Source organism: Nocardia sp. 852002-20019_SCH5090214, assembly GCF_001665865.1.
GTDB classification, from domain to species: Bacteria; Actinomycetota; Actinomycetes; order Mycobacteriales; family Mycobacteriaceae; genus Nocardia; species Nocardia nova.
Map to the genome: position 1 here is coordinate 1 of NZ_LZMK01000111.1, position 730 is coordinate 730.

Sequence of the window (730 nt, forward strand, 5' to 3'; positions counted from 1 at the left end):
AGGGTGCCCAGTGCGGCGGTGGCCTCACCGGTCCACGCAATATCGTGGGTGGCCATCAGGTGCCAGCCCAGCGCGACGGGGTTCTTCAGCGGCACATCCTGTGCCGGGCCGCCGTACATCGGGGCCGCCCACACCGCTGCACCGGCCAGCTCGATCAACGACGGCACCCCCACCGCCAAACCGAGCGCCGCGCCGTACTGCGCGTTCTCGCCGCTGGACATCGACGGGGCCTTCTGACTGCGGTCCATCAGGCCACCGCCTCAGTAGCGGCGGCCTCGGCGTAGACGCGCTGCGCGGTGGCGTAGTTGCACCCCAGCTGGCGGCCGATCTCCGACCACGACAGCCCTCCACCGTCCCGCAGCTCGACCACACGCTCGGCCAGTTCGGCCGGGGTGCCGTCGAACTTGCGGCGCGAGAAGTCGTGCAGCGGAGCCGGACGCCCGTTCCGGGCGACCTGACGCAGCAAGTCCAGGGCCTCCTTGCGCTCGCTGGCCAGAGCACCGGTGGTCGGCATCCGCACCGACGCGAACACCCCATCGGTGACCGATTCAGGGCTCGCGAGAGCGAAAGCGGCGCACCGCGCCAGCATCGGGCAGTCCGCGCAGATCCCCTGCGCCTCATGCACATCGGCAGCAGCGGAGCTGAAAAACAGGTCCGGATCCTCGGTGCAGAGCACGGGCGGCCAGGCCACCGGGTGATCGACCTCGGGTGAATCGGAAATGGTGCGGGT

General features: G+C 70.3%; 2 protein-coding genes. Both read right to left on the reverse strand.

Annotated features, from left to right (window positions below; genetic code table 11):
* Nucleotides 1–248, reverse strand: a 248-nt coding sequence (locus tag A5780_RS08910; protein WP_156769428.1) for a hypothetical protein, incomplete at its 3' end; no start/stop codon positions are given.
* Nucleotides 248–730: WhiB family transcriptional regulator (locus A5780_RS08915; protein ID WP_197521703.1), on the reverse strand; the 483-nt coding region annotated here is incomplete at its 5' end. The genes A5780_RS08910 and A5780_RS08915, both read right to left, overlap by 1 nt.